The 6,260-nt window shown below is 69.7% G+C and carries 7 protein-coding genes and 1 CRISPR repeat array; of the genes, 5 read left to right on the top strand and 2 right to left on the bottom strand.

Going from position 1 to position 6,260, the window contains the following annotated elements; translation table 11 throughout:
• The first annotated feature begins 375 nt into the window (after positions 1-375).
• Positions 376-753: a hypothetical protein gene (locus tag PUR61_RS16045; protein WP_329879523.1), complete on the top strand. Its 378-nt coding sequence runs from the start codon at positions 376-378 to the stop codon at positions 751-753.
• A 390-nt stretch (positions 754-1,143) separates the two neighbouring features.
• A complete protein-coding gene (locus PUR61_RS16040) occupies positions 1,144-1,485 on the top strand; it encodes a hypothetical protein (protein ID WP_329879522.1) in 342 nt (113 codons plus the stop codon).
• 29 nt (positions 1,486-1,514) lie between these two features.
• Here the strand turns inward: PUR61_RS16040 and PUR61_RS16035 are convergent, their stop codons facing one another.
• Positions 1,515-1,805 carry a hypothetical protein gene (locus PUR61_RS16035; protein ID WP_329879521.1) on the bottom strand — a complete coding sequence of 97 codons (291 nt, stop codon included), beginning with the start codon at positions 1,803-1,805 and terminating at the stop codon, positions 1,515-1,517.
• 690 nt (positions 1,806-2,495) lie between these two features.
• Between PUR61_RS16035 and PUR61_RS16030 the strand changes: the two genes are divergently transcribed.
• The 3 genes from PUR61_RS16030 to PUR61_RS16020 all read left to right on the top strand — a co-directional run bounded on the left by PUR61_RS16030 (position 2,496) and on the right by PUR61_RS16020 (position 3,903).
• Positions 2,496-2,720, top strand: coding sequence for a hypothetical protein (locus PUR61_RS16030; RefSeq protein WP_329879520.1), 225 nt, complete (start codon positions 2,496-2,498; stop codon positions 2,718-2,720).
• A 680-nt stretch (positions 2,721-3,400) separates the two neighbouring features.
• Positions 3,401-3,655, top strand: coding sequence for a type II toxin-antitoxin system Phd/YefM family antitoxin (locus tag PUR61_RS16025; RefSeq protein ID WP_329879519.1), 255 nt, complete (start codon positions 3,401-3,403; stop codon positions 3,653-3,655).
• Positions 3,652-3,903: a type II toxin-antitoxin system RelE family toxin gene (locus tag PUR61_RS16020; RefSeq protein WP_329879518.1), complete on the top strand. Its 252-nt coding sequence runs from the start codon at positions 3,652-3,654 to the stop codon at positions 3,901-3,903. The genes PUR61_RS16025 and PUR61_RS16020 overlap by 4 nt, the downstream gene beginning before the upstream one ends.
• A 242-nt stretch (positions 3,904-4,145) precedes the next feature.
• Here the strand turns inward: PUR61_RS16020 and PUR61_RS16015 are convergent, their stop codons facing one another.
• Complete coding sequence (locus PUR61_RS16015; protein ID WP_329879517.1) at positions 4,146-5,240, bottom strand: barstar family protein; 1,095 nt, start codon at positions 5,238-5,240, stop codon at positions 4,146-4,148.
• Positions 5,241-5,509: 269 nt separating this feature from the next.
• Positions 5,510-6,209: direct repeats of the CRISPR family, unit length 29 nt; unit sequence GTCCTCCCCGCAGGCGCGGGGGTCAGCCG.
• Positions 6,210-6,260 lie beyond the last annotated feature (51 nt).

Raw genomic sequence — 6,260 nt, 5'->3', positions numbered from 1 at the left:
GAATCTCGGCCCAGTCCTCCACACGGATCACCCTCTCTTCCTCCTGACCTCCAAGCATTGAAGCCAGGATGATCAAGAGATCGCAGAGCGGCCCGCTTTTGATCCGCCGTTCGTGGTCCTCGTTTCACCCGTTGCCGACACTCCGAACCGATATGGGCTGGCCTGGGAGCCCGGCCTGGAGGGTCAGGACTATGCCAAAGCCAGGTCAGAGGTGTGCGCCAGTGCTGCTTGGTGGGCCGTCCCTCATCGAGTTCCTAGCCAGGGTGCTCGTGGAGGTCTATTCGTGAAGCGAAGCGCGCCAGCATTTAGCACAGATTGAGCAGGGAATGCAAGCCAAGTTGACGCTCCATATTTCTGAGTAGTTGACTCATCTGCATGACATACAACCTCAAATATCCCTTCAGTAACGCTGTTTCGCTCCTCAACAGTGCCGGCATGACGTTTGCGCAGATGGAGTCGAAGAGTCGCTATGCCCGTTCGGCGGGATGGTGGAACAAGCAGGTGCGAGACGAATCGAACAATCCACCTCCTCCTCGGCTCCTGCCTCGGATCGCAGAGATGATGGGACGGGCCGAGCGGGAAGTGGCGGAGCTGATCTGTGCCGAGTGGTATGGCGTCCGGGGGAGCGATGACGTCCCCGACGAGCTTCGGCCGACGGTGGGGAAGCTCAAGCAGCTTGAAGCAGAGGATCGGGTACTTGTTGGCGCTCTGGTCGATTCCTTGGACAAAAAGCGCAGGAACCGACCAAGTTGAGGCAGGAGCTGAGCCGCCTCAGGGCTGGGGTCTGATCGACTTCACCCGAGCACAGGATCCGTGCCCAGCCGGTCTCGTCGTCGTCCTCCCTGCGCAGGCGGGGGTCAGCCGCCCACGTCCAGACGGTGCCCGCGGCTCGGGAGTCCTCCCCGCGCAGGCGGGGGTCAGCCGTTCACCCGGGTCTCCGGCTTCTCGCGGCTGGGGTCCTCCCCGCGCCCGCGGGGGTGATCCCACCCCGACGGTCACCGTGGTGACGGCGTTGTACTGCTCCCCGCGCCCGTGGGGTGATCCCTGGACGGCCGTGGTCTGGCGGCGCGGTCGACGTCCGGGCCCCCGCCAGTCGGCTGTAACTGTTCTGCCATGAGCTTGCGGAGCGAATGGAGGAAGGGCATGGCCTTGGACGAGCGGACCGATCCGGCGCAGATCATCGCGTGGGTGGGCAACTTCGCGAGTCGCGAACGCGCCGTCGACGTGTGGATGCACCTCGCCACCAAGGCCGGCTGGCAGGTCGCGACGGCCTCGACCGCACCGGAAGACCCGGACAACGGGAACTGCGGCATCGTCGAGGTCGAGGGCCTGCGTTACCGCATACGCCTCACGCCACGTGTCCGGACGGACCTCGCCGACGACGAGGGCTGCACGCTCACCTGGCGACCGGTGTTGTCACATGCCGAATGGGCAGAGCCCGTACTCGAGCCGGGCAACCACATCCCCTACCGCGGCCGAACCTGACGCCCGCGAGTCCTTCCCGCCCGCGGGGGTTAGGTGCTGGTGGTTGTGGGTTCTTCGTCGATGAGGCCGCAGGCGAAGGGGAATGCCTTGATGAACTCGCGCCGGCCGGGATTGGTCTCGGCTGCGGCCAGGTCGGCGAGCGTGGTCAGGAACCGCTCGCGTTGGTCGTGGGGCAGTCGTGTGAGGGCCCAGCTCACGCTCTCCGTCATCGTCACCGCGGAGTCGGGGTCCACCTCGTCGTCCTCGCAGGTGTCGAGGAACCGGACGATGTCCACGACGAGTCCGGCGAGGACGGGCACCAGCGGGTCCGTGTCGGTCATCCGGGCAACCTACCCGCCCCCAACGACAACGGCACCGCCGGCTCGGCCGAAGGCAGCCCCGGCACCCCCGCCACGGCGAGCCGGGATCCGCTCCTCCAAGCATCGGACAGAAGTGGAACGTGCGGCGGCGCCGTGTCTGCCACGATGGGCCCAGCTCCTTGACACCTCAACAGACCAGCACGGACCGCGATGTTCAGCAGACCGGTCAAGAAATGGCAAAGCCGTGAGAACGGTGCAGGTCGCGAAGGGGTCCTCCCCGCACCCGCGGGGGTCAGCCGGCCGGCGTGTCGGTGCTCGTCCTCCGGAAGACGTCCTCCCCGCACCCGCGGGGGTCAGCCGGAGGACCCGGATTATGCGGTTCGCGGCACGGTCGTCCTCCCCGCACCTGCGGGGATGATCCCGACGGGGCCAGCGACGGTCTCGATCTCGTGCACTGCTCCCCGCGCCCGCAGGGGTCAGTCGCACGGTGTCCTCCCCGCGAGCGCGGGGGTCAGCTGCGGGAGCGCCCGGTGACCCGGTTCGACGACGTGTCCTCCCCACGCCCGCAGTGGCAGCCGGACCTGGACGCGCTCCGCAAGGCCGTCCTGGAGTCTTCCCCCCCGGCCTACGGGGTTCCACGATGTTGCCCTCCAGGCGATGTGACGTAGCTAGCCTGGGAGTACGTCTGTACCAACCTGTCTGAGGGGCTGGATGAGCAAGATGACCGGCGGCTCGGCGCGTCATTGGCATCCTGGGATGACGACTGCGAGCAAGGACGACATTGTCTACCTGACGCGCAAGCAGTTGAGGAGCTACCGGCGTGCGGGGTTCACCTGGGCGGAGATCAAGAAGCTTGACCGCGCAGTAGGCCGTGGCGAGCGCGAGATCACCATCCGCTCAGCCACACGTGAGATAACAGTGATCCTGGAAGGCTGACAGTCGGCACCGGGGCCATCCGAACCGACGGACACGTCACAAATAGCAGAACCGTGAAAACGGTCCAGGTCGCGAAGGAACCTCCCCGCGCAGGCGGGGGTCAGCCGCGGCCTTGTCGCTGCGCCGTTTCTACAGCCAGGTCCTCCCCACGCCCGCAGGGGCACCCGGTCTGGCTGTCCTCCGCAGCGATCGGCGACCGGCCGGAACCGCCCGGACCGGGAATCCCGCACCCTCGGAACACCTCCCTCTGCTGGCAGAACGCCGGTGCCGGACGGGGCGTCGCAGACACCTGCCAGGATGGACACAGCTCCTTGACACCTCAGCAGGCCGGCCCAGAACGCGATGTTCGGCAGACCGGTCAAGAAATGGCAAAGCCGTGAGAACGGTGCAGGTCGCCGAAGTCCTCCCCGCGCCCGCGGGGGTCAGCCAACGGCATGAGGACGAGCCGGGACCGGGCGTAGGTCTCCCCGCAGGCGCGGGGGTCAGCCGGGGGCCGAGGCGGTAGTTCCCATTCTCGGCAAGTCCTCCCCGCGCGAGCGGGGGGCAGCTGTCCGCGGAGTGGGACCTGCGGGCCCGGTCCCCGTCCTCCCCGCGCGGGTGGGGGTCAGCCGCTGGCCATGCCGCAGGATCTACGGTGCTGGGCGGTGCCAGGGAAGGTGCGTGAAGTGTACAGTTCTGTCATGAACGATACTCTGCCGATCACGGAGGCCAGGGCGAAGTTCGGGACCCTGGTCCGCAGGGCCTCCCACGGCCGTGAGCGCATCACCATCACCGACCACGGCCAGCCCGCTGCGGTCCTCATCAACCCCCAGGAACTCGCCGACCTTGAGGACGCCCTCGCCCTCGCCCAGTACCGGGCCCGCCAGGCGGCCGGCACCACGCACACCACACCCCACGACGACGTCCGCACACAGCTGGGCCTGGAGCGCGGGTGACCTACACGATCGTCTGGGACGAGCCGGCGATCAACGCGGCCGCCCGGTTCCTCAAGGACGACGGCGAAGGCCTGCGACTGGTCATGGACGCCGTCGACCTCCTCGCCACCGACCCCAGGCCCGCTGGCACGACGCCCTACGGCTCCCCCGACCTGCGCCGCATGCACGTCGGCCCCTACCGCGTCATGTACGAGATCACCGAACACACCGTCACCATCGTCGTCATCCACCTCGGCCGTCTCACCTGAACCACCCCACCGCAGCCTCGCCACCCAAGAGCCCACCCCTGCACACACAGGGCCGGCCCTCCCCGCACCTACGAGGGTCAGCCGAGCTGAGGCAGTCAGTGGTACCACCCTCCATTGTCCTCCCCGCGCCCGCGGGGGTCAGCCGACAGCGTCCGCGGTGCCGGACTGGGGGAGGTCGTCCTCCCCGCGCAGGCGGGGGCAGCCGGTGGTTCGGCACTCACGACAGGGCTGACAGAACGTGATCACGCCAGGGTGACGTGCATGCCGCCTTCTTCCAGGACGTTGAGGGTCTCGGTGAACAGGTCGTGGTACCGGCCGTCCGGGGTCAGTACCTGGCGCAGGTGCGCACGTGCGGTCACGGCGTCGCGCCAGAGCAGGGTTGCGGGAGCGATGTGGCCGAACGTGCCGCGCAGGCAGTCGACGAGAGCGTCCAGGCAACCGCCGAAGTAGCCGCCCGGTCCGTTCACCGCCTCGCCGAGGGCCAGGTAGAGGCCCGGCACGTCGGTGATGTGTCGGCCGTTGAGTGCGTAGGCGTGACCGGCCGACCGGGCGTGGTGGGTGCGGCGGCAGCCGCGCTCACGCACAACGTCGAGCCAGGCCCCGCGGTGCCGGGTGTCGAAGCCGGCCCAGGCACCCGGGGCCTGCGGCGGCCCGGCGAACCACCGCTCCCAGAGGGGCCGGGCGTATTCGGGGATGGGAGTGAAGAGTTCTCCGTCGAGCTCCAGGTCGATCAGTGCTGTCCCGCGCGACGACGGGCGCCAGGCGCTGACTGCGGCCCACAGCAGTAGGTCGGTCAGCGTCTCGCCCTGGTCGTCCCGTATCTCCAGGGCGGCCTGCTGCAGGTCCAGCGCCTGCCGGGTGCCCTTCCTCAGCGCCGCCAGCAGTTGCCCGTCCGGGGCGAGCCCACGGAGGACGAGCGGCGGCGCCGGCCGCTTCGCCGGCAGGACACGCGCGACCTCCCCGCAGGAGCCCAGCCACCGGCGCCCGTCGTGCACTCGGACCGGGCCCCGGTGTCCCTCGGGCGGTCCTTCGTAGTCGTCCAGGCCGGTGAGCACAAGACTGTCCGTCCCGGGACGCTCACCCGGACTCGCCGCGTCCTCCAGGAGCCAGGGACCGAGCGCCTTGTCCCCGGGCACCAACCACACCCGGCCGCCGACCCAGCCACGCACCTCCGTTTGTGGGACCCAGTCGAACAGCTCGTAGGTCCCGCGCCGGGGGTCCCCGAACAACCCCTCCACCTCGGCACAGACGCCCCAGGCACGGCCGTGCTCCGTCCCGACCAGCGTGTACCGAGCCCGCCCGCGCTCCCTCTCGCCTCCATGCACAGCGGAAATCATGCCCGCACCGGACCCTCGCCACGAAGCCCTTTTCCCACCGCCGCTCCCGCAGTGCTCGACCACCCGCGAGCACGGCAACAACGTCAGGCACGAGGCCGGGGCAACTGCACCTGGCCGGACGGTCTCAGGTGGAAGCGACCCCTCATGTCGTCGCCGCCTGCCACGATGGACACTGCTCCTTGACACCTTCACAGACCAGGCCGGATCGCAACGCTCGACAAGCCAGTCAAGAAATGGCAAAGCCGTCAGAACAGTGCAGGTCGCGAAGGGTCCTCCCCGCAGGCGCGGGGGTCAGCCGCTTCATGGGGGTGACCGCCCGTTCGATGGGGTGTCCTCCCCGCAGGCGCGGGGGTCAGCCCGGCTTCCGCCGAATCAGCGGTAGCGGCTGGGCGTCCTCCCCGCAGGCGCGGGGGTCAGCCGGAGCACCGCCGTGCACCGCACCTACCGCGACCGTCCTCCCCGCAGGCGCGGGGGTCAGCCGGCCCGGGACGCGGAGGCGAGGGCTGCGAAGGAGTCCTCCCCGCAGGCGCGGGGGTCAGCCGGCGAGTTCGAGGTGCACGCTCGTGAGGAGGAGGTCCTCCCCGCAGGCGCGGGGGTCAGCCGCATGCAGGTTGCCCGGGTGCCGGGCCCGCGGGGTCCTCCCCGCAGGCGCGGGGGTCAGCCGGCCGGCCATCTGGTTCGGCGGGAGTTCCAGCGGTCCTCCCCGCAGGCGCGGGGGTCAGCCGGCCCGGTCGAGGGCGGAGCGGCGCTCGACCGGGTCCTCCCCGCAGGCGCGGGGGTCAGCCGGATTGCGAGTCGTGCCGCAAGGTCTACGCGGCGTCCTCCCCGCAGGCGCGGGGGTCAGCCGCCGATGATGCTGACGTCGACCGCGACGGGGAGGTCCTCCCCGCAGGCGCGGGGGTCAGCCGTCCATCATGATCGGCCTCGCCACGGCGACCGTGTCCTCCCCGCAGGCGCGGGGGTCAGCCGCGCCGACGGCGAGTGCCAGGATGCCGGTGATGTCCTCCCCGCAGGCGCGGG

Source organism: Streptomyces sp. BE20 (assembly GCF_036322525.1).
Taxonomy (GTDB): Bacteria; Actinomycetota; Actinomycetes; order Streptomycetales; family Streptomycetaceae; genus Kitasatospora.
This window is presented reverse-complemented; position numbering and strand designations above follow the sequence as displayed.